Raw genomic sequence first — 20,945 nt, 5'->3', positions numbered from 1 at the left:
GAATAATGGACATATCGATTTCCAGTAATATACAACTACATAATTTAAAGGAAGGGGAATGTTTTGTGCGTCGTTTTCAACAATATCTCCTTCGAAGCTGGGTTGTTTTTTTCGTAATCGTCATTGGCATCGATCTTTTTGCGAAGTCGAAGGATTATAGTCTCAGCGTCGATTTGTTCACGTTCTTATTGATTGCCGCCTTATCGACGATTTTCGTCGTCGATCCTGTCCGCCGTCGCCATATGAGTTTTACTTTTCATTTTGGATTCGTTCTCTTCACCTTCTTGACGTATGGATTATTATCAGCGATTTGTGTTGGGCAACTGACGATGCTCATCTATCAATTGCGGACGATCCATACACCGGTCGGACGTCGTCGGATGTTACATAACTATCCGTTCAACGTCGCCCTCGAACTGTTTTTAATCGTTCCAGCGGGTCTTGCCTACAATGCACTCGGTGGGACGCATGGAGAAGGATTCGTACTTACAGAAAACATCGTTCCGTTAATGGCAATGGTTGCCATCCTCTGGATCGTTCTTTTATTACAATACCAGTTATCTCGATTTCTTCTTGGAGAAAATATCCCAAATGACGTCATGTTTCAGCTGCTACGGTTTGAAGCGGTCGTCATCACGGCAGAATTGTTATATGGGATTTTCAGTACGCTCGTCGTCCAAGGAAACGGAAATAGTGGACTCGTCATGGCTGCCTTTGCTTTATTCATCATCAAGCGAGCACTAGGGAGTTCAGTCGAAGCGACAGACCGGATTGAACACTGGGAGCAGATCGAGCGATTAAAAGAAGCGGCTTGGAAGGACGGCGATGCGCAGTTCATCATTGAGCGGTATCTGCGACAGCTCAATCAATTCGTCAAACCGGACATCGCTTGGATTAAGTTCGATTTCAAAGAAGGAAAGCAGAGCGTGTACTATTCGTTGAAGGATGGACGAAAGTTAAAAGCCGATCATGTCGAAGGACGAATCATTGAAGACATCATCGAAAAAGAAGAAGTTCTCCTTTATGGAATGCAACAGGAGTGGGATATTCGACTATACGATTGTTTACCGGAAGAGACGCAATCCGTCCTCTTCATCCAACCGGAAGCGACAGAGACGATCAACTGCTCGTTGTTCCTGGCATCTGAAGCGAGCGGGGAGTTTACGCAAGATTTCGGCTATGAGCTGTATCGTGCCCTTCGTGTTCTGTCATGGGCAGTTGAGCGAGCGCACGAGCGAGAGCGCTTGTTGACCGACAGCCGGACAGATGCGATGACGAAACTACCTAACTATCGTGCCTTGCAAGAATGGGGCGATCGTCGCATTAAACAACGTGACCTCTATCCGTTTTCTGCTTTAATGATTGATTTAGATCATTTTAAACAAATCAACGATACGTATGGTCATGAAGTCGGAGACGTTGTTTTATTTGAAGTCGCGAAGCTGTTGATGCAGGCGACGCGCATCACGGATCTCGTCGCGCGTTATGGGGGAGAGGAGTTCGTCATCTTATTACCGAATACGGATCTCGATTCCGCCCAAATCGTTGCAGAACGAATTCGGGAGACGTTACATGCGAATCCAATCTTAGTCGAAGAACATACCCTCCGGATCACAGCAAGTATCGGCATCGATACATTAAAGGAACTCGGGGACCTCGCGAGTTTGATTCGAAACGCGGACCGGGCGATGTACGTCGGAGCGAAGTTCCAAGGACGCGATCGTGTCGCATCGTATCAAGAGTGGAAAGAGAAGGTCATTTAAATCAAGTAGGAGAAGGTAGCGGAGACGTTACCTTCTTTTTTGATATAAAAAATCCTCCCAGTTCAGATGAACGAGGAGGATCAAAAAGGAATGAGTTCATTGTGCTTGTTGTTTACTGAGACGAATCTCGTTTTCAATCGCATGGATCGCAGCTGACCAAGAACCATAGCGATGAAGTAAGGCTTTCGTCGACGGTTTGTTGTTCCGTTTTGCCCATTCCCGGTATGCTTCAAAGGAAAGAGCGAAACCAACTTCTTCGATGGCTTGACGTAGGGAAGCGGCGAGTTCAGCTTTTGAATAAGTGACACTCGCTTCAAGACCGGCAGCGGTACAAGCATCATGCCATGAACCGAACATCTTGACGATATGGTAGTGACTCGGTGCATGATGGACGGATTTACGCCACATCTGATACTTCTTGAGTGTGATTGTAGAACCGACGTCTTGTGCGTATCGTTCGAATGACTTCAAAATTTCGTCTTTCGTGTATTTCGGCGCACGTTCGAGTTCCTCCGGTTGTTGATCGACATTCCACTCGTATCCAGCAGCAGACAGGGCTTCTGGCCACGATCCGAATTGACGAATGATATTTTCCGGCTGAGGCCAGTCATTGACTAAAGCATAACGGCGATAGACAGTTCGGCGTGGACGGTCTTGGATGAGTTCACCGACCGCACGGATGGCTTCAATCATCTCAAGTTGCTCTTCTGTATAACTCTGTTGACTCGTAAGTACACGTTGCTTCATGAGTGAGTCCTCCTTCCTAGTTCGATGTAGTATTGAGGCAAAAGTCCTCTGTATTAGATATATCGGTACATTTCCATTAATTATGAATAATTCCCGCAAAATATTGTAAATAAAGTGAATCGGATTCTTTGCTTAGTATAAATGGAAGTCATGGAAATGAAAACAGAATGACACGAAATTTTAATTCTATTCAGAAAAATAGGACAAACGGCTCATATGGAAAAAAAGACCAGACACGCTCGTCAGCGAATCTGGTCTCTTGATATAACTTATTTTCCTTCAATGTAAGCCCATTTGTACGAAGTATCGGCACCGACTTTGTGGTTGACGATTCCTTTGACGTACGGTTTACGAAGAGAAGAAACACCACGTTGGTACATGACGGAGATTGCTTGATCGTCTTCGAGAAGCGTTTTCTCAGCCTCTTTAAGTGACGCCCAACGTTTTTCAGCATCTACTTCTTTTTGAGCCGATTTGATGAGCGAATCATACTTATCGCTTGTGTACTTACCGCGGTTGTATGGTCCACCTGTTACCCACATGTCGAGGAATGTCATCGGATCCTGGTAGTCAGGTCCCCATCCTGCGAACGATAGTTCGAACTCACCTTTTGATTCAAGATCTAGCTTGTTCTTGAACGGTTGTTGTTTGATCGTAACTTCAAGACCTGGAAGGTTTTTCTCCCACTCGCCTTTGAGGTACTCGGAGATTTTCTTCGAGTTGTCATCATCGTATGAAAGGAGTTCAAGTTTCATCGATTTCTTACCGACTTCTTTGAGTCCTTTTTCGAATGATGCTTTTGCAGCAGACGCATCGTATGAACCGAAGCCTTCGTTGCCATCACGGAAGTCTTTACCGTCTGGACCTTTTGCGAAGTCTTTTGGTACGTAGTAGTAAGCAGGGATCGAACCGTTGTTCAAGAGAACTTCAGCCATCTGAGCTTTATCGTATCCAGCGTCGATTGCTTTACGGATATCCTTGTTCTTCAAGAGTTCGTTCTTGAAGTTCATTTGGATATAGTACATTGCTGCATCAAGACGTGTTTCGAAGTCTTCTTTATCTTTGTACTGATCAACGAATTCACTCGTTAAGCCTGCTTGGTCGATGTCACCTTTTTCATACAAGTTGACGCCCGTCGAGACTTCTTTAACGATTTTTACGTTGATGTCTTCCAGTTTGACGTTATCTTTATCCCAGTACTGATCATTCTTTTTGTATGTCCAGCCAACATCTGTCTTCCATTCCGAGAGGACGAATGGTCCGTTGTAAAGGAATGTATCCGGCTTCGATGCGAAGTTCTTGCCTTGTTCTTCGACGAATTCTTGTTTTAGTGGCATGAATGAACCGAAACCAGTGAGGGATTTGAAGTATTCAGCAGGTTGTGTCAACTTGACTTCAAGTGTTTTGTCATCGACCGCTTTGACTGCGACGTCATCTGCTTTTCCTTTACCTGTGTTATATTCTTCTGCGCCATCGATGATATACATGATGTACGCATATTGCGATCCACTTTTCGGATCAAGGACGCGTTTCCACGCATATTCGAAGTCTTTTGCTGTAACGTCGCTGCCATCCGACCATTTTGAATCACGAAGTTTGAACGTGTATGTAAGTCCATCTTCAGAAACATCAACACTTTCCGCAACACCTGGTGTTGCTTCTTGGTTCTCGTCAAGACGGAACAGTCCTTCTTGGACGTTGTTCAAGACTGTGAAGGATACAGAGTCTGTTGCGACTGTCGGGCTAAGTGCTGGAATATCCGAACCGCTGATGATATTCAAGACTTGTTTGTCTGAAGCTTTTTCTCCAGATGTTGAACCGCCTTCTTTTGAACCTTCATCTGTCGTCGAACATGCCGCAAGACTTGATCCAGCGATTGTCAGTGCTCCGACGAGTGCAAGTGCCTTTTTCTTTTCCATAAAGTAAATCCCTCCCAAAAGAAATAGATATATCTGGTGAAACGATAAGAACCGATAGGATAGCGATCCGGTGTCCGACTAAAAATAAGAGGGGTCATCGCCTTTTATTCTTAAGCTGTGGAAAGCACCGGATCAACTTGTTATCAATAATAAATACAATATTCAGAAAAATCAATAGAATATTTTCAGATTATTTCAAAATTATTAAATTTGTGTGTAATACCAACGTTTTTTCACATAAAATTATTTTTATGTAAGGATAAAATTAGGAGTCTTTAGAATATATGAATACAAAAAGAACCAGCTGAATCAATCAACTGGTTCTCTGCATTATTTCTGTTCTTGCACGTATTGGAGTGCTTCTGCGACGTGATCCTTCACTTTCACGCTGCGCCATTCCTTGACGATTTCACCGGACTCATCAATCAAGAACGTTGAACGAACAATTCCAAAATATTCCTTGCCATAGTTCTTTTTCAGTTGCCAAACGCCATATTGCTCACACACCTCGTGATCGACATCTGATAACAATTGGAATGGTAATTCATATTTTGAAATAAAGTTTTGATGCCGTTTCTGACTATCGGCAGAAACACCGAGAATGACCGTGTTATTTTCTTCGAATGCTTGCGTCGCATCGCGGAAATCACATGCCTCGGTCGTACAACCTGGTGTTGAATCTTTCGGATAGAAATAAAGCACGACTTTTTTTCCGCGATAGTCTTCGAGAGAAATCGGCTCTCCTTGTGCGTTTGGTAAAGTGAATGCAGGTGCTTGCATGAAAAAATCCTCCTTATCCAAGTTCCATATTTAGTTGATCCGCATACTTCTCAAGCTTTTTTTGAAGACTTTCCTTTAATGGATCGAGTGCGATCAAATATTTCTCATAATCCGTACCGGCTTTTGCTGTCTTCATGAGGAGTGGCTGTTCCTCCTCATACCAGTCCGCATAATCCTCGTAGTAATCGACGAGCGTTTCGGGATTTCCTTCGTTCTTCAGCGCCTCACCGTAAATCATCAGGATGTTACTATTCATCTCAAGCGCCATATAATCGGTTTGTGCGTTGACGCGAGAGAAGACGGCATCCTGTTCTTTTTCATCCGTTTTTCCGATCTCGTCAGCTGCTTTTGCATTAACACCGTATTCATCAGCGTTAAACCCAGTGAACAGATCACCGAGCGTCGAAAAGACGGACGGATCGAATGTCGTTGGTGTCAGGACAATCTTCCATTCATCGTCTTTCTTCAATAACAGCTTCGATCCCCGGTTCGGGAGAATCGATCCTTTTGCATCCTTGAATTCGTGGATGATATAAGCGACGTCACCTTTTTGGAACGACTTGACGACCTTACCGGGAATGACGTTCAAGTTCTTTGCACCGACGGCGAGCGGCTCGAGTTGTTTTTCGTCACCTGTATATTCAATTGATGCAAGATCTTTTGCATCTGCTCGCCCTGATTGACCGAGCGTTTGTTCATACGTTTGATAGACATCAAGAACGACTTGTTCTGCTTTCTGTTGTTTCGTTTCCGTCGTCTTCGGGGATTTGGTATCTGTAGAAGACGGGGAATCGTTTCCGCATCCGACGAGTACGAGACTGGTCGCAAGCAAGACTACGAGCGATCGTTTCATTCGAATTCCTCCTAGATGAGTGTTTCATGGTGATTCCATAGCTAATCTTGTCTCTACCATACAGGAAATTCGCTTTTTTGAGTAGGATATCGGTACACTAAACGAAAGGAGAGTGATAGATATGAAAATTCATATTACAGATGAGGCATTGCAATACTTTAAAGATGAGATGGAAGCAAAATCGGGAGATACGATTCGCTTCTTCGCAAAATATGGTGGATCAACGGATTTAACACAAGGTTTCTCGGTCGGTGTTCATATGGAAGAAGTCGAACGGGCGGCAGTTGAAGAGGTCGTTGATGGCATTCATTTCGTCGTCTCGGATCAGGATGACTGGTTGTTCCAAGGACAGGACGTCAAAGTTTCGATCGAACATGAAGAGATCGTCTTTTCACAAGCGAAGGAATAATAGAAAACAAGGGGTGACCAAATCGGTCACTCCTTTATTTTTTTGACTAGAATAATTGTAAGCGGACTCATGCTTCTGTACAATGGAGAATGTAAGCGATTTAAAGTAGAGATTAAAGGGGGAATAGAGATGATTCCGTACAAACACGAACCATTCACGGACTTCTCACAAGAAGCAAACAAGAAAGCGTTCGAAGAGGCACTTGCACTCGTCACGCAAGAACTCGGCAAAGATTATCCGCTCGTCATCGGTGGAAAACATGTGACGACGGAAGATAAAATCGTCTCCGTCAATCCGGCTAACAAAGAAGAGATCGTCGGACGTGTCTCGAAAGCGACACAGGAACATGCGGAAGAAGCGATGCAAGCAGCAGTCACAGCCTTCGAAACATGGAAATTCGTCAATCCGTCTGTACGTGCGGACGTCCTATTCAAAGCAGCGAACATCATCCGTAAGCGGAAGCATGAGTTCTCTGCCTACCTCGTCAAAGAAGCAGGGAAGCCTTGGAACGAAGCCGATGCCGATACAGCAGAAGCAATCGACTTCCTCGAATACTACGCACGCCAGATGCTCGTCTTAAAAGACGGCAAAAAAGTCGAGAGTCGTCCAGGCGAATACAACCGTTACGACTACATTCCACTCGGTGTCGGTGTCATCATCTCACCATGGAACTTCCCACTCGCGATCATGGCTGGAACAGCAGTCGCAGCGATCGTGGCAGGGAACCCGATCCTCTTAAAACCAGCATCGACGACACCGGTCGTCGCAGCGAAATTCGTGGAAGTGATGGAGCAAGCAGGTCTTCCGGCTGGCGTCTTGAACTTCGTACCAGGTTCAGGAGCAGAAGTCGGTGACTACCTCGTCGACCATCCGAAAACACGTTTCATCAGCTTCACAGGATCACGTGATGTTGGTCTTCGCATCAACGAGCGGGCATCGAAATTGAACGAAGGTCAAATCTGGCTCAAACGCGTGATCGCGGAAATGGGCGGAAAAGACACGATGGTTATCGATGAGTCGGCTGATCTTGATTACGCAGCAGATATGATCACAAAAGCAGCGTTCGGCTTCTCAGGTCAAAAATGTTCAGCTTGTTCACGTGTCGTCGCACTCGATTCTGTCTATGACGAGTTGCTCGAAAAAGTCGTCGCGAACACGAACAAACTCAGCATCGGTAACCCGACGGATGTCGCAAACAATGTCGGACCGGTCATCGACGCAGCAGCATTCAAGAAAATCACGTCGTATTTCGACGTTGCAAAAGAAGAAGGGCGCATCGTCGCAGGTGGTACAGCGGATGATTCAACAGGATTCTTCGTCTCACCGACAGTCGTCGCTGACGTTCAACCAAAAGATCGTTTAATGCAAGAAGAAATCTTCGGACCAGTCGTTGCCTTCACGAAAGCGAAAGATTTCAAAGAAGCAATCGCCATCGCGAACAACACGGAATACGGCTTGACTGGTGCTGTCATCACGCAAGACCGGACGAATCAAGAGTACGCGCGTGCGAACTTCCACGTCGGTAACCTCTACTTCAACCGTGGTTGCACAGGTGCGATCGTTGGTTACCAACCATTCGGTGGATTCAACATGTCAGGTACGGATTCAAAAGCAGGCGGACCGGATTACTTGACTTTACATCTTCAAGCAAAAACAACTTCAGAAATGTTCTGAAATGGTGTTTAATAGATGAAACGGGTGTGCGACCTGCATGCCCGTTTTTCTTATATCACGAAAAAAGGGGGAGCAAGGATGAACGGAATGTGGTTCGCGATTTTGCTGTATCTTGGACTGATGGTCGCACTAGGCGTCATTGCGTATTATCGGACGAAGAACATGAATGACTACATGCTTGGGGGACGTACGATTGGTCCCGTCGTCACGGCGCTCTCTGCAGGAGCAAGTGACATGAGTGGCTGGCTGTTGATGGGATTACCGGGTGCGATGTATGCAACTGGTCTGTCCAGTGGATGGATCGTCATTGGATTATTACTTGGCGCTTATGCCAACTGGTTACTCGTCGCGCCGCGTCTGCGTGCGTATACGGCACATGCAGGGGATGCGATCACGATTCCCGATTACTTTGAAAAACGATTCCACGATAAAAGTGGTGTATTGCGTACAGTTTCAGCTGGAGTTATCTTAATATTCTTTATAATGTACGCATCAAGCGGTTTTGTCGCCGGTGGTCGTTTGTTCGAAGCCGTCTTTGGTCTTGAGTACACGACGGGTCTTTGGATTTTAGCGGGTGTCGTCATTGCTTACGTCTTCCTCGGTGGTTTCCTTGCCGTCAGTTGGACGGACGTTGTGCAAGGAATGATCATGGTTATCGCACTACTGATTGTACCTGCTGTTGCCCTTACGTTAAGTGGTGGGATCAATGAGACGCTCGAGACGATCCGGTCGACGGACGGCTCGAAACTCGAACTCTTCAAAGGGACGACGACGATCGGCATCATCTCGCTCCTTGCTTGGGGGCTCGGTTACTTTGGTCAACCGCATATCATCGTTCGTTTCATGGCGATTCGGAACTTGCACGAGATGAAGTCAGCACGTCGCGTCGGCATGATCTGGATGACGTTCTCGATTGTCGGAGCAATGGTGACGGGTTTGATCGGATATGCCTACTTCACGCAACAAAGTGCTGGATTAGAAAATCCAGAGAACGTCTTTATTCAATTATCACGAGATCTCTTCCCTGGATTCATTACAGGATTATTGTTAGCGGCCTTACTTGCTGCGATCATGTCAACGATCTCGACGCAGCTACTCGTTTCTTCGAGCGCAGCAACGAATGATTTCTATCACCGTTTCTTTAAACGGAGTGCCTCAGACCGCGAATTGATGATCATGGGTCGCGTTATGGTTCTAGTCGTAGCGGTTCTCGCAATTCTCTTGTCGTTCGGCGCACAGAAGTCGATCCTGACGCTTGTCGGCTATGCATGGGCTGGTTTTGGTTCAGCATTCGGACCAGTCGTGCTGTTCAGTTTGCTCTGGCGCCGAATGAACAAGACGGGAGCACTTGCTTCGATGATTACGGGATCCGTCGTCGTTATCGCGTGGATTCTCATTAACCAGAATGTTGATGGATTACCGTCCTACATTTCGGAAATGTACGAGATGATTCCGGCGTTCATCGCTTCGACGATTGCGCTCGTCATCGGTAGTCTCGTGACGAAGGAACCAAGTCAAGCGATCTATGATGAGTTCGATCAAGTACAAGCACAGCTAAAAGGTGCAGAACCTGAGCGAAAGATCGTCTAAATGAAAAGGGTGTTTCCTATATTATAGGAGGCACCTTTTTTATTTACTTACTACTTTGTTATTTACCATAAACATATTTGTTGCACATGCGCAAAATGAGCGTATAATAAAAACAAAAAGTGAGGTGAAGGAGATGGCGACACAGCCACTTACACAAGATTTACCAAGGAAACGGACATATCTCGGACCAGCGTTCGTCGCTGCCGTCGCTTATCTTGATCCGGGGAATTTTGCGACGAATATGACAGCGGGTGCTCAGTATGGCTACTTACTGCTCTGGGTCATCGTTGCCTCGAACTTGATGGCCGTCGTCATTCAGTTTCTGTCAGCCAAGCTCGGGATCGTCAGTAATCTCAGTTTGGCAGAAGTCATTCGCGAAGAATTATCACCCGTCAGTCGTTTCTTCTACTGGGTACAAGCCGAACTCGTCGCGATGGCGACGGATCTTGCCGAGTTCGTCGGAGCGGCGCTCGGATTTCATTTACTATTTGCGATCGATTTACGCATGGCAGCCCTTTTAACAGCTGTACTGTCCTTCGTCATCCTCGGTTTCGAGCAAAAAGGACTCCGGCATTTCGAAGCCGTCATCGCGGTGCTTGTCCTAATCATCGCAGCGGCTTTTGCAATTGAAGTATTTGAAGTCCATCCGGTCTTCCGTGATCTATCAGCAGGGCTAATACCGGGATTCGAAGGCACATCGAGCATCGTCCTTGCTGCCGGGATGCTTGGAGCGACCGTCATGCCGCACGCCATCTATCTCCATTCTGATTTAACGAAACGACGGATGGGGCACGTTGCGAATAAAGCTTCGATGTTACGGATTCAACGCTTCGACATCTGGGGTGCGATGTTGATTGCTGGAGCAGTCAACGGAGCGATGCTCGTCATCGCAGCCAGTGTCTTTTACGGCACGTCATACCAAGCGGGTTCGTTAGAAGAAATCTATGAAGGACTGCATGTCACACTCGGTGGTATCGCACCGTATCTGTTTGCAATTGCCTTACTTGTCTCGGGTCTCGCTTCTTCAAGTGTCGGGACGATGTCGGGGGACGCGATCATGCGTGGCTTCTTACATCTTCAACTACCATTGTTCGTTCGACGGACTGTGACGATGTTACCGGCAATCTTACTGCTCTTCTCGGGCTTTGATCCGACGCGCGCTCTCGTCCTCAGTCAAGTCGCCTTATCGTTCGGGATCCCGTTCGCCTTGATTCCATTGATTCGGGCGACAGCAAGTGAGCGATACATGGGAGAACACAGGAATAGTCGGTTCATGAACGCGTTGGCTTGGGTGATCGTCTCAATCGTCATCGTCTTTAATGTCTATCTGCTCATCGATGTATTAGTATGAATATTCAGTATTTTTGTTTCGTCTGATTTAAAGCGGGTATTTCATAACTAGAAGCTTTCCGCCCGGAAGCTTTGCTACCCCTATAAGGACGATGGTGCGGACCTCCCCCCGATGCACCATCGTCTTTTTTGTCTGGACGAAAAGTGCTATGATTAGAAATAGTGTAAAATATATTGCAAAAGTTCCGGAGGTGGAATGACATGGCAAAGATTAATGAGGAGCAAGTCCGCCACGTGGCGCATTTGGCACGCCTTGCCGTGACAGATGAAGAAGTAGCACAATTCACAGGACAACTCGAGAAGATTCTCGGGTTCGCTGAACAATTAAATGAACTCGATACGACAGGCGTCGAACCGACGACACATGTCCTCGATTTAAAGAACGTCCTACGTAAGGACGAAGTACGTCCATCACTTCCGCGTACGGAAGTAGAACGACTCGCACCCGATTGGGAAGACGGACAAGTCCGCGTCCCAGCGGTGTTCGAATAAGGAGGAAATGACCCGATGTCACTTTTTGAACATGGTGTCAAAACACTACACACACTCATTCAGGATGGCGAAGTCAAAGTTTCTGAACTCGTCCAAGAATCCTTTGATCAAATCGACCGTGTCGACGGAAAAATCGGTGCGTTTCTTTCATTGAACGAAGAAGCATTCGAGCAAGCGAAACGGATGGATGATGTCGCGAAACACGAAGCTAATCCATTGTTTGGTCTTCCAATCGGTGTCAAGGATAACATCGTCACGAAAGGGATGACGACGACATGTGGTTCGAAATTCCTTGAGAACTTCGTACCGGCACATGATGCGACAGTCGTCGAGCGTCTGCATGAAGCAGGGGCAATTACGATCGGTAAACTCAACATGGATGAGTTCGCGATGGGTTCGTCAAACGAGAACTCGGCGTACAAACCAGTCCGTAACCCATGGAATACGAAACACGTTCCAGGCGGTTCTTCGGGTGGTTCAGCAGCAGCTGTCGCAGCAGGCGAAGTCTTATTCAGCCTTGGTTCAGATACGGGTGGTTCGATTCGTCAACCGGCTGCGTATTGTGGTGTCGTCGGTTTGAAACCGACTTATGGTCTTGTCTCTCGTTTCGGTCTTGTTGCGTTCGCGTCGTCACTTGACCAAATCGGTCCAGTGACACGAACGGTCGAAGACAACGCCTATCTCTTGAGCGCAATCGCTGGACACTGTGAGATGGATTCGACATCTGCGAACGTCGCAGCAACGGATTACACACAAGCGTTGACAGGTGATATCAAAGGTTTGAAGATCGCTGTTCCGAAAGAATACTTCGGTGAGGGTGTCAGTGAAGGCGTCAAAGCCAACATCCGTGAAGCAATCCAAAAGCTCGAAGCACTCGGTGCAACGGTTGACGAAGTCTCACTTCCGAACTCGAAATATGCGCTTGCGACGTACTACTTACTTGCTTCATCGGAAGCATCATCGAACCTCGCACGCTTTGACGGTATTCGTTACGGCGTCCGTGCTGAAGCGGATGCACTTGAAGATGTCTTCAAATATTCCCGTTCACAAGGATTCGGAGACGAAGTCAAACGCCGGATCATGCTCGGAACGTATGCACTCAGCTCTGGTTACTACGATGCCTACTATAAAAAAGCACAACAAGCCCGGACGCTGATTAAAAAAGATTTCGACGATGTCCTCGCGAACTATGACGTCATCATCGGACCAACAGCGCCGACACCAGCATTCGAACTCGGTGCACAGCTCGATGATCCCGTCACGATGTATGCGAATGACATCTTGACGATTCCAATCAACTTAGCAGGTGTCCCAGCAATTTCAGTTCCAGCTGGATTCGTCGACGGACTTCCGGTCGGCTTACAAATCATTGGAAAACATTTCGATGAGGCGACGATCTATCGCGCTGCGCATGCGTTTGAGCTTGCGACAGGTGGATTCGCGCTTCCGAAGTTATAAGGAGCGAATGTATCATGAACTTTGAAACGATCATCGGGATCGAGGTCCACGCTGAACTGAGCACGAACACGAAAATGTTCTGTGGTTGTGCGCGGGAATACGGCGCAGAGACGAACACGAAAACGTGTCCGATTTGTCTTGGACATCCGGGCGTTTTGCCGAAAATCAATGAAAAAGCCGTTGAACTCGCTGTTCGTGCAGCGATGGCACTTAACTGCCAAGTTGCCGATCAAACGAAATTCGACCGGAAGAACTACTTCTATCCAGATACGCCAAAAGCGTATCAAATCTCGCAGTTTGATCAACCGATCGGTTTTGACGGATTCATCGATGCGGAAGTCGATGGCGAAACGAAACGTTTCCGAATCGAACGTGTCCACCTTGAAGAAGATGCTGGGAAGATGAACCACACGGGTGCTAACCACTCGGTCGTCGACTTCAACCGGACCGGCGCACCGCTGATTGAGATCGTCAGTGAAGCGGATATGCGTTCACCAAAAGATGCTGTCGCTTACCTCGAACGCCTCAAGGAAGTCTTGCAATATGCAGGCGTCTCAGACGTTAAGATGGAAGAAGGGTCACTCCGTTGCGACTGTAACATCTCGGTTCGTCCATACGGACAAGAGAAGTTCGGTACAAAAACAGAGCTCAAGAACTTGAACTCGTTCGGAAACGTCTTAAAAGGGCTTGAGTTCGAAGAAGATCGTCACCGCAAACTATTGCTTGCAGGTGGTGTGATGCGTCAAGAAACACTTCGTTTCGATGAGACGAAAAAACAAACCGTCCTCATGCGTGTCAAAGAAGGGGCGTCAGACTATCGTTACTTCCCAGAGCCTGACCTCGTCAAGCTCGTGCTTGATCATGACTGGAAAGAAGCGATTCGTGCCGGGATCCCGGAACTTCCGGATGCACGTCGCGTCCGTTACCAAGAAGAACTCGGTCTTTCAGCGTATGACGCGAAACAACTGACTGTCACACGTGAGATGGCAGAGTACTTCGAAGCGACACTTGCAGCAGGCGCAGAGCCAAAAGCAGCAGCGAACTGGACAGTTGGTGAGATTCAAGGTCACTTGAATAAATCGACGGAAACGTTCGAAACGGTCAAGATGACACCAGCTCGTCTGGCGGAGATGATCGACTTGATCGCAAGCGGAACGATTTCGTCGAAAATCGCCAAACAAGTCTTCACAGCCGTCATCGAAGAGGGTGTTGAGCCGCGTGCGTATGTCGAAGCAAACGGTCTCGCACAAATTTCGGACGAAGGGTTGTTGCGTGGTCTCATCGTCGAGATGTTCGAAGCAAACCCAGCCGTCGTCGAGGAATTACTCGGTGGACGTGACCGGAAGAAAGGCTTCGTCATCGGTCAAATCATGAAGAAAACAAAAGGAATGGCAAACCCTGCCCTCCTCGATCAACTCTTCTACGAAGAGCTCGAAAAACTAAAATAAGTAGCTGATCGAACAGCGCTCGTTCCTCCTTTACTTCTGTGAGGAATCGGGCGCTGTCTTTTTTGGCTTTGTAATGTCTCGAGAGTTCATGTAAAATAAAACAGTTATGTATCAAATGAACGGTTGAGTCAAAAAGGAGAAAATCTTATGAGACCTAGAGCGCGCGTGATTTATAACCCGACTTCCGGGAAAGAGATGGTTAAACGAAACTTACCGTATATCCTCGACCGACTCGAAGCAGCGGGTTATGAGACATCTGTCTACTCGACGAAAGCGGTCGGCGATGCGACGTATGAAGCAGCACGAGCATGCGAAGCAGAATTTGATCTCGTCGTCGCAGCAGGCGGCGATGGTACGTTGAACGAAGTGATCAGCGGTATGGCTGCTTACAACAAACGACCGAAGCTTGGTGTATTACCTGTTGGCACGACGAATGACTTTGGTCGGGCGATGCGTATTCCGTTGACGATCGAAGGGGCAATGGATGTCATCTGCACCGGTCATACGATGCCGGTCGATATCGGTAAGATCGAAGGATCGGCAGGCGTCCATTACTTCATCAACATCGCTGGTGGTGGCATCATGACAGAACTGTCGTACGAAGTACCTTCGAAGCTGAAGACGGCACTTGGACAGCTCGCGTACTATGTCAAAGGGATGGAGAAACTTCCGCAAATCCGACCGACATATGTCGAACTTGAGCATGAAAAGGGTATATTCAAAGGAGAAGTCATGTTGTTCTTGACATCAAATACGAACTCCGTCGGCGGATTCGAGAAGTTGTCACCGAACGCGTCGCTCAATGACGGTCGGTTCGATCTCTTTATTCTGAAGAAATGTAACCTCGTCGAATTGATTCGTGTCATGCGTCTTGCCTTAAAAGGGGATCATTTCTCAGATCCTTGTATCGAGCATGTTACGACCTCATTCGTCCGCATGAAGAATACATCAGAGATGAGTTTGAACATCGATGGTGAGTTTGGCGGCATTTGCGAAGGCGAGATGACGAATCTTCGCTCTCATTTCGAAGTCATGACACCGAAGTTCCGGATCGAAGAGATGGAACAGATTAATACACAACTACAAGAAGCAGAAACGAACCTCGCGTGAAGCGAGGTTTTTAAGGAGGATATTCATGATTCCAGTACAAAAGAACGATGAACACGTCGTCGAGATCGTCGACCTGACACATGAAGGGTCAGGGGTCGCACGTATTGATGGCTACACGGTCTTCATCCCAGGTGCATTGCCGACGGAGCAGGTTAAAATCAAGATCACGAAAACGACGAAGTCTTACGGATTCGGTCGCATCATCCGTCAAAAGACGAAGAGTGTCGATCGTGTCGAGCCGCCTTGCCCAGTCTACAACCAGTGTGGTGGTTGCCAATTACAACATTTATCCTACGACGCAGAGCTCAAGTTCAAGCACAACCGTGTTCGTGACGCTTTCGCGCGTCTAGCAGGTCTTGAGATTCCAGTCCATGAGACGATCGGCATGGAAGATCCGTGGGGTTACCGCAACAAAGCACAAGTACCGGTTGCGTTCCAATCGAACAAATTGATGGCTGGTTTCTACCAAAAACGGAGTCACCGGATCATCGATATGGACTATTGCTTGATTCAAAACAAAGAAAACGACGAAGCTGTTCAAGCGGTTCGTAAAGTCCTTGCTGATTTAAAAGTACCAGCATACGACGAGAAGAAAAAAGCAGGTGTCATCCGTCATATCATGGCACGTCATGGTTACCATACAAACGAGTTGATGGTCGTTCTCGTCACGAAGGTCAAACAACTTCGCGGTATCGATAAGATCGTCGAAGGCATCTTAAAGGCGTTACCGAACGTCACATCGATTCAGCACAACATCAACCCGGATGATACGAACGTCATCCTCGGGAAAAAGAACGTCGTCTTGTACGGACCGTCTGTCATCCGCGATCAAATCGCCGGATTGACGTATGAGATCTCACCGCACTCGTTCTTCCAAGTCAACCCGCTTCAAACGGAGAAACTCTACGCGAAAGCGCTCGAGTATGCCCAGTTGACGGGAGATGAGACAGTCGTTGATGCCTACTGTGGCATCGGTTCGATTTCCTTGTCACTCGCACAACAAGCGAAGCACGTCTACGGCATCGAAATCGTGCCGCAAGCGATCGATGACGCACGTCGTAACGCACAAGCGAACGGGCTCGAGAACGTGACGTTCGAGTACGGCGCAGCAGAGAAGGTCATGCCAGCACTCGTCAAAGCCGGTATTCAACCGGACGTCATCGTCGTCGACCCACCACGTAAAGGCTGTGACGAAGAGTTCTTACGTGCAGCAGCAGATGTCGCACCGAAGCGGATTGTCTACGTTTCATGTAACGCGTCGACACAAGCGCGCGACGCGAAGCTGTTGACAGAACTCGGTTATACACTCGTTGAAGTGACACCAGTCGATATGTTCCCGCATACGACACACGTCGAGAGCGTTGCCTTGTTCGTCCGCAACTAAAATCGTTCATGCCTCTTTCCGTTAAGGAAGGAGGCATTTTTTGTGTCGTTGCGTTGAGTAATCAAGAAGGTAAAAACAAAAAAATGAGAAACGGCTATGTTAAGCCATTTCTCATTTTGATACTTATCATTCCGTTTCAGTTGTTTCGTCTGCATTAATCGACTGTGCTGTATCCGGGAACAATTCAGCAAGAACACGTTCACTTGCCGTGCCGTCATCAAGACTACAGAACCGTTCGAGGAAACGATCGTATTTTTCTTGATAAGCGAGAGATTTCGTATCGATTTGTTCGATATAATCGATGACTTGATCTGTTTCTTTTAGGAGTGGTCCTGGAACGACCGCTTCGAAATCGAAGTAGAATCCACGTAACGTCGAAGCATATTTCTCCAAGTCGTACGTAAAGAAGATCATTGGGCGTTGTAAGTGTGCGTAATCGAAGAACACAGATGAGTAGTCAGTGATCAGCACGTCACTGATCAAGTACAACTCAGCGATATCACCGTACGACGAAACATCGTAGGCAAATCCTTCGTGTCCACTGATGTCCATGTTTTGCGCGATCAAGTAGTGCATCCGGAGCAAGACGACATAATCGTCACCGAGGCGTGCCTGCATCTCGTTCAAGTCGAGCTGGAGGTCGAAGCGATATTTCCCGCGCGCGATGAACTCGTCATCTCGCCAAGTCGGTGCATATAAGACGACTTTCTTCTCAGCAGGGATATCAAGACGTGCTTTGATTTCGCTGATTAGACCAGCTTGATCGTCCGCATACAAGAGATCGTTTCGTGGATATCCTGCCTCGAGCATCGTGTTTTGGAAACCGAACGCACTCTTGAAGATTTCGCTCGAATAAGCATTCGGAGAAATCAAGTAGTTCCATTCCTGTGCTTGGTTGTAGAAGTTGCGTTTGTAGCGGGTTGCGTTCGTTCCTGCCATATGGACTTCTTCCATGTCGAGACCTAGTCGTTTTAATGGTGTACCGTGCCATGTCTGGAGATAGATCGTCTCTTCGCGCTTCGTTAAGCTGAGTGGCTGACGCGTATTGAAGATCCAGTACTTCGCACGTGCCATCGCTTGGTAGTACGCGAAGCTGTTTTTAAGCACCCAGTTCGGGCAAGCTTCCTTGACGTCATCCGCTGGTTCTTTTGCGAAAATCCAGACGAGCTCAAGTTCTGGTCGTTGTTCTTTTAACTTCAGATAAAGGGCCTTCGGATTATCGGAGTAGCTTCGTCCGAGGAAACTCTCGAATAAGACAAGGTTCTCTTTGACAGGCATCTTTTGGAACAGACGATAGAGCATCAGACCGTTCTTGATTTTTTTGCGTCGTGCCGTCCGTAACGTCTGTTTTGTCTTCACAGCAGTAATATATGAACGGAACATGATGTAAGAACCCGTCGACCATGCTTGTAGATACTTACTCTGTGTCTTCGCCCGTCTCAAGTCGTAAGCGACATGGCGGAAGACATCTGCCTGCTGACTTTTTGACGCGCTTCGCTCAAGTAATGCACGACCACGTTTTGAGATGAAACGCTTGTACCACGTGTTCAAGAACTTTTGAACGTCGTTATCCTGCGTATGGGCAGATAACATCCCGTAAATCCGTGAGATATCGGACAATGTCGTGATATCACGTGCTTGATAGAGTGATTGTCCTTCAAGTGGTGTACTGCGTGAGTTTCGACCGTAGACGACGTAGCTGACCGATGTCAGATTCGTCAATTTCGAGATGATTGTATGCGCGATGATCGTATCGGCGAACCATCGTGTCTCAAGAACCGGCAAATCGTTCAATAAATCTTTTTTGATCATCCAGCCGTGAATCGTCGTCAAATGACGCGAGTTGAACTTCGTACGGGTATAGAAGAAATAACGATCGTCATCGATCGGCATGAGCCATTTTTTCTTGTTGTAGACGGGTGAGACTTTACCGATGATGACTTCACCGCGTGATTTCTCATAGGCTTTGATATACGTATAGAGTGCACGTGGTGCGAGGATATCATCACTATCGAGGAAGGTCACGTAGTCACCTGTCGCTACTTCAAGACCACGTCGACGTGCAGCGTAAGTGCCTTGATGCGTCTGTTCAACAATCGTACATGTCGGATAGAGAGAACGAAGCTCATCGATGTATGTGCTTGGTCCATCAAAAACGACGATGATTTCTACCGGAATAGACACCTTCTGGTCAAGAACGGATTGAATGGCTGTCTTCGTTTGTGATTCAGTTTGATAGACAGGAATGATGACACTAATTGAGTTCATGTTAATTCTCCTTTTTGATGAAAGAATCCGCCAAAAACGGATTCGCGAAAATAGTTCCTGTTGAATAGGATATCACAAAACGAAAAAAAGGCACGACTCTCTTAAAATTCACTTCGTTGTCGATAATGCGTCGGCGTCTCACCAGTCGTCTGTTTGAAAGCTTGACTAAAGTGACTTTGACTCGAGAAGTGCAACTTGTTTGAGATTTCTAGAAGCGAGTCGTCGGAAGAACGTAAGAGACGTTTCGCTTCCCGGATCCGTTCCCGGATGACGTACCGGGCAAGTGGTAATCCTGTCTCATCTTTAAATAGAACGGATAAATAATTAGAGGAGACATGAATCGCTTGGCTAATCGATGAGACGGACAACGGTTCATAGAGATGTTGCTGGATGTAGCGAATGGCAGCCAGTACATGAGGGGAATGCCGTAGCGATTGGAGTTCCTTGACGGCTTCTGCGAATGACACGGTAATGCGGACGTGACGATTACGGAGTTCAGCAATACTCGTCGCTGCCTCAATCGTCTCAATCATCCGGTCACTAAGAGAGAAGGCTTCGTCAGGTTCTAGTCCTCCACGTATCGCGGCGCGTGCGCTCAGCAGAACGGTTCCAAGCAACAGATTCTTTTCGGCACGTAACGGTTGATGTCGAGCGAGCGTTCCGAATTCCCCATAAGCAGGTAAGGAATAGGTCGTTGCGAGTCGTTCACTTTGACCCGTTGCGATCCAATCGATGATTTGTTGCTCCCGCTGCCATGCTTTTCGATACGCTGTCACACCCGTATGTGAGGGAGCATCTGCGACGAGAGGGATTTCAGCTTCCTGAATCTCAGACAGTTGTTCAATCTCTCGTTTCGGTAAAGCTTCCCCGTGCAACAGGCGATACATCAGGTGAGCACAGTCAATCAGTCGATTCTCCGTCGTGCGCGGCAGGACCTTATAAAACTGATGATAGGCTTCGTCTTGGATGTGTGCCCGAAAGAGAGCGGATTGCAATAAAACAGGTCCAATTCGATACATTCCTTGGTCCGGAACGTCTAAAAAGAGGTAAGCTGTTCCGTCTTTCAGGGTATAGAGTAGAGGAGTCTTTTTAAGTACAGGCCATTCGTTCTCAATCGGCAAAGGTCCTGGATGAGGTGGAGCTTCTGGACGTAATGCAAGCTGAGTATCATTACGATCTCGGTACGTGACGAAAAAACCAGTCATCCCGTAGAGATGCTCTGCGATTTGCGTCAAGTCGGATGTCGACAAGCGATTCATGACACGACTCCTTTCAAAGTAAAGTGGATTGCTTCTAGTGTATGTCCTCTTTCACGGATAGTCGAGAACGAACCAAGAAAAAACGAGGCCTTCCGAAAAAGGCTTCGCTGCAAAATCAATCGGATGAAGCTAAGGGGTCCATTAAACCTGAATCGTGTCGTTTATCGTCCAGTAGTGCGAGAGTTGCTTTTTCGTGCAAAAAAGGATTCTTCTTAACAGACGATTTTGAGTAGATCCATTTGTTAAAGTAAGAATCTAGTGTCCGAGACTTCTTCCGTTGCTTGCATCAGTGCATGGATGTTACCGGTCAGTTCATCTTTCCACTTGGAACGTCGAAATAGTATAACTAATTATGAAGGAATTATGTGGAGATTTTCATCATTTGAGAAATGAATCAATGCAGGGTTCATGATAAAATGAAAAGGGTGTCACAGAGTGGCT

Annotated in this window: 16 protein-coding genes; 10 read left to right on the top strand and 6 right to left on the bottom strand. The window is 47.2% G+C overall.

All coding sequences use genetic code 11. The annotated features are described in order from the left end of the window. Positions 1 to 65: 65 nt before the first annotated feature. A complete protein-coding gene (locus tag K6T22_RS13875) occupies positions 66 to 1,763 on the top strand; it encodes a GGDEF domain-containing protein (protein WP_238237835.1) in 1,698 nt (565 codons plus the stop codon). Positions 1,764 to 1,859: 96 nt separating this feature from the next. Here the strand turns inward: K6T22_RS13875 and K6T22_RS13870 are convergent, their stop codons facing one another. From K6T22_RS13870 to K6T22_RS13855, 4 genes are all read right to left on the bottom strand, one after another. Then, positions 1,860 to 2,510 (bottom strand): homing endonuclease associated repeat-containing protein, encoded by a 651-nt coding sequence (locus K6T22_RS13870; protein WP_047393045.1) that lies wholly within the window; start codon positions 2,508 to 2,510, stop codon positions 1,860 to 1,862. A gap of 269 nt (positions 2,511 to 2,779) precedes the next feature. Continuing rightward, positions 2,780 to 4,429, bottom strand: coding sequence for a peptide ABC transporter substrate-binding protein (locus K6T22_RS13865; RefSeq protein ID WP_238237834.1), 1,650 nt, complete (start codon positions 4,427 to 4,429; stop codon positions 2,780 to 2,782). A 330-nt stretch (positions 4,430 to 4,759) separates the two neighbouring features. Next, positions 4,760 to 5,209, bottom strand: coding sequence for a thioredoxin-dependent thiol peroxidase (gene bcp / locus K6T22_RS13860; RefSeq protein WP_238237833.1), 450 nt, complete (start codon positions 5,207 to 5,209; stop codon positions 4,760 to 4,762). Between the two features lie 13 nt (positions 5,210 to 5,222). Beyond that, the gene (locus K6T22_RS13855) at positions 5,223 to 6,062 is read right to left on the bottom strand and encodes a hypothetical protein (protein WP_238237832.1); all 840 of its coding nucleotides are present in this window, start codon (positions 6,060 to 6,062) and stop codon (positions 5,223 to 5,225) included. A 121-nt stretch (positions 6,063 to 6,183) separates the two neighbouring features. Here K6T22_RS13855 and K6T22_RS13850 point away from each other — a divergent pair, with 121 nt between their 5' ends. From K6T22_RS13850 to rlmD, 9 genes are all read left to right on the top strand, one after another. After that, complete coding sequence (locus K6T22_RS13850) at positions 6,184 to 6,471, top strand: HesB/YadR/YfhF family protein (protein ID WP_023469340.1); 288 nt, start codon at positions 6,184 to 6,186, stop codon at positions 6,469 to 6,471. A 129-nt stretch (positions 6,472 to 6,600) separates the two neighbouring features. Next, positions 6,601 to 8,145 carry an L-glutamate gamma-semialdehyde dehydrogenase gene (gene pruA / locus K6T22_RS13845; RefSeq protein ID WP_238237831.1) on the top strand — a complete coding sequence of 515 codons (1,545 nt, stop codon included), beginning with the start codon at positions 6,601 to 6,603 and terminating at the stop codon, positions 8,143 to 8,145. Between the two features lie 78 nt (positions 8,146 to 8,223). Beyond that, positions 8,224 to 9,735 (top strand): sodium/proline symporter PutP, encoded by a 1,512-nt coding sequence (gene putP / locus K6T22_RS13840; RefSeq protein WP_283205688.1) that lies wholly within the window; start codon positions 8,224 to 8,226, stop codon positions 9,733 to 9,735. Between the two features lie 67 nt (positions 9,736 to 9,802). Beyond that, a complete protein-coding gene (locus K6T22_RS13835) occupies positions 9,803 to 11,086 on the top strand; it encodes an Nramp family divalent metal transporter (protein ID WP_425293158.1) in 1,284 nt (427 codons plus the stop codon). A gap of 200 nt (positions 11,087 to 11,286) precedes the next feature. Continuing rightward, a complete protein-coding gene (gene gatC, locus K6T22_RS13830; RefSeq protein WP_023469336.1) occupies positions 11,287 to 11,577 on the top strand; it encodes an Asp-tRNA(Asn)/Glu-tRNA(Gln) amidotransferase subunit GatC in 291 nt (96 codons plus the stop codon). A 15-nt stretch (positions 11,578 to 11,592) separates the two neighbouring features. Next, complete coding sequence (gene gatA / locus K6T22_RS13825; protein WP_238237829.1) at positions 11,593 to 13,035, top strand: Asp-tRNA(Asn)/Glu-tRNA(Gln) amidotransferase subunit GatA; 1,443 nt, start codon at positions 11,593 to 11,595, stop codon at positions 13,033 to 13,035. Positions 13,036 to 13,049: 14 nt separating this feature from the next. Continuing rightward, positions 13,050 to 14,483 (top strand): Asp-tRNA(Asn)/Glu-tRNA(Gln) amidotransferase subunit GatB, encoded by a 1,434-nt coding sequence (gene gatB, locus K6T22_RS13820; RefSeq protein ID WP_238237828.1) that lies wholly within the window; start codon positions 13,050 to 13,052, stop codon positions 14,481 to 14,483. 147 nt (positions 14,484 to 14,630) lie between these two features. Beyond that, the gene (locus K6T22_RS13815; RefSeq protein WP_029342573.1) at positions 14,631 to 15,593 is read left to right on the top strand and encodes a diacylglycerol kinase; all 963 of its coding nucleotides are present in this window, start codon (positions 14,631 to 14,633) and stop codon (positions 15,591 to 15,593) included. 25 nt (positions 15,594 to 15,618) lie between these two features. Continuing rightward, the gene (rlmD, locus tag K6T22_RS13810; protein WP_238237826.1) at positions 15,619 to 16,977 is read left to right on the top strand and encodes a 23S rRNA (uracil(1939)-C(5))-methyltransferase RlmD; all 1,359 of its coding nucleotides are present in this window, start codon (positions 15,619 to 15,621) and stop codon (positions 16,975 to 16,977) included. 126 nt (positions 16,978 to 17,103) lie between these two features. On the opposite strand, the gene K6T22_RS13805 is transcribed toward rlmD, so the two are convergent. Together K6T22_RS13805 and K6T22_RS13800 are read right to left on the bottom strand one after the other, a co-directional pair. Further along, positions 17,104 to 19,245, bottom strand: coding sequence for a bifunctional glycosyltransferase/CDP-glycerol:glycerophosphate glycerophosphotransferase (locus tag K6T22_RS13805; protein ID WP_238237824.1), 2,142 nt, complete (start codon positions 19,243 to 19,245; stop codon positions 17,104 to 17,106). Positions 19,246 to 19,346: 101 nt separating this feature from the next. Beyond that, the gene (locus K6T22_RS13800; RefSeq protein ID WP_238237823.1) at positions 19,347 to 20,504 is read right to left on the bottom strand and encodes a helix-turn-helix domain-containing protein; all 1,158 of its coding nucleotides are present in this window, start codon (positions 20,502 to 20,504) and stop codon (positions 19,347 to 19,349) included. Between the last annotated feature and the right edge of the window lie 441 nt (positions 20,505 to 20,945).

The sequence above is a fragment of the Exiguobacterium acetylicum genome (genome assembly GCF_022170825.1).
Classification (GTDB): domain Bacteria; phylum Bacillota; class Bacilli; order Exiguobacteriales; family Exiguobacteriaceae; genus Exiguobacterium_A; species Exiguobacterium_A acetylicum_B.
The sequence above is the reverse complement of the archived record's forward strand: the minus strand, read 5'-3'. Positions and strand labels throughout refer to the sequence as shown.

Excerpts from the sequence above, each read along its gene's own strand:
- K6T22_RS13870 (WP_047393045.1), bottom strand. The coding sequence starts at position 2,510 with ATGAAGCAACGTGTACTTACGAGTCAACAGAGTTATACAGAAGAGCAA.
- K6T22_RS13865 (WP_238237834.1), bottom strand. The coding sequence starts at position 4,429 with ATGGAAAAGAAAAAGGCACTTGCACTCGTCGGAGCACTGACAATCGCT.
- bcp (WP_238237833.1), bottom strand. The coding sequence starts at position 5,209 with ATGCAAGCACCTGCATTCACTTTACCAAACGCACAAGGAGAGCCGATT.
- K6T22_RS13855 (WP_238237832.1), bottom strand. The coding sequence starts at position 6,062 with ATGAAACGATCGCTCGTAGTCTTGCTTGCGACCAGTCTCGTACTCGTC.
- K6T22_RS13850 (WP_023469340.1), top strand. The coding sequence starts at position 6,184 with ATGAAAATTCATATTACAGATGAGGCATTGCAATACTTTAAAGATGAG.
- pruA (WP_238237831.1), top strand. The coding sequence starts at position 6,601 with ATGATTCCGTACAAACACGAACCATTCACGGACTTCTCACAAGAAGCA.
- putP (WP_283205688.1), top strand. The coding sequence starts at position 8,224 with ATGAACGGAATGTGGTTCGCGATTTTGCTGTATCTTGGACTGATGGTC.
- gatC (WP_023469336.1), top strand. The coding sequence starts at position 11,287 with ATGGCAAAGATTAATGAGGAGCAAGTCCGCCACGTGGCGCATTTGGCA.
- gatA (WP_238237829.1), top strand. The coding sequence starts at position 11,593 with ATGTCACTTTTTGAACATGGTGTCAAAACACTACACACACTCATTCAG.
- gatB (WP_238237828.1), top strand. The coding sequence starts at position 13,050 with ATGAACTTTGAAACGATCATCGGGATCGAGGTCCACGCTGAACTGAGC.
- K6T22_RS13815 (WP_029342573.1), top strand. The coding sequence starts at position 14,631 with ATGAGACCTAGAGCGCGCGTGATTTATAACCCGACTTCCGGGAAAGAG.
- rlmD (WP_238237826.1), top strand. The coding sequence starts at position 15,619 with ATGATTCCAGTACAAAAGAACGATGAACACGTCGTCGAGATCGTCGAC.
- K6T22_RS13805 (WP_238237824.1), bottom strand. The coding sequence starts at position 19,245 with ATGAACTCAATTAGTGTCATCATTCCTGTCTATCAAACTGAATCACAA.
- K6T22_RS13800 (WP_238237823.1), bottom strand. The coding sequence starts at position 20,504 with ATGAATCGCTTGTCGACATCCGACTTGACGCAAATCGCAGAGCATCTC.